This is a genomic window from Paenibacillus sp. 01T422 (assembly GCF_056398785.1).
Genome location: NZ_JBFTQB010001377.1, coordinates 1 through 1025 on the forward strand (window position 1 = coordinate 1; position 1025 = coordinate 1025).

General features: G+C 42.9%; 2 protein-coding genes. Both read right to left on the reverse strand.

From position 1 onward, the window contains the following. Positions 1 to 403: RMD1 family protein (locus AC1DUA_RS38875; RefSeq protein WP_477504766.1), on the reverse strand; the 403-nt coding region annotated here is incomplete at its 3' end. A 91-nt stretch (positions 404 to 494) separates the two neighbouring features. Beyond that, positions 495 to 1025, reverse strand: a 531-nt coding sequence (locus tag AC1DUA_RS38880; RefSeq protein WP_477504767.1) for an AbrB family transcriptional regulator, incomplete at its 5' end; no start/stop codon positions are given.

Sequence of the window (1025 nt, forward strand, 5' to 3'; positions counted from 1 at the left end):
CTGTAGAGATGAGTTCAGGGTAAAAGAATTCATACTCGGCGACAATCACATACTTGTCAGTCAACTCCATGCTTTCGATTTCCTCGATATGCAGACTGTAATCGTCCATGTATCTATCCACCTGCTGGAGCTCCAGATCAGGCTCAAAAGTCTGGATAAATTTCAAAAAGGCGGTAATTTCATCCTTGTTTTTGTGATTGACAAAAACAACACTTCCAAACGAAAATACCAGCACCTGTTGTAAGGAATCCGTTTCTTTTTGAAGGATCGAGGATAAAATATCGCCACGCAGGATTAACGGTTGTTCCCACGTGTATTTCTTGGGAATATCGCAATGTATCGCGATTTTATTTAAATCAATTTCATTTGTAACGGCCAGAGCTCTGAAAGTAATATCTTTCATGTTCACCACTCATCTGCTATAAAAAGTTATGCTACCTAGTCTTGACAGAATAAGATGGCTTCAATCCTATAAGAAACCTATAATTTTTTTTTCAACTTCTGGGGACTGGTTCTTTCCCTACCTTTTCTCTTGGCAATAGGTATTTAAAGGCCAACCTTAGAAGCGGCGGAACCGCGAAGAAAATGAACCAGGTTCGAAATATTTGATAGCAGGTGACGATCGCAATGTCCGCATTAACTTCTTTGGCCATGATCCCCATCTGATCCATACCCCCTGGCGCCATAGCCAAGAAAGCAGTCGCCGCAGATACGCCATGCATATTGGAGAGCATCAGACTTAAACCTAACGAGCCCAAGATGAGCACGAAGCCGCTAATGATCGCGAGGCCAATGATTCGAACTTTGTGCGTTAGACTCTCCGGTCGAAGTAGTAAACCAACGTATGTGCCTATCAAAAGTTGTGAAACGTCAAGCAGACCTGATGGCAATGCTGGACCTGACACGCCGGAAAGATGAAGAACGGCTGTGGCAATCATAGGCCCTAGCAAAAAAGCTGATGGGAAACGGATCTTTTTAGCCAGTACAGCACATAACACACAGACAATAGCGAACAAGAAAATATT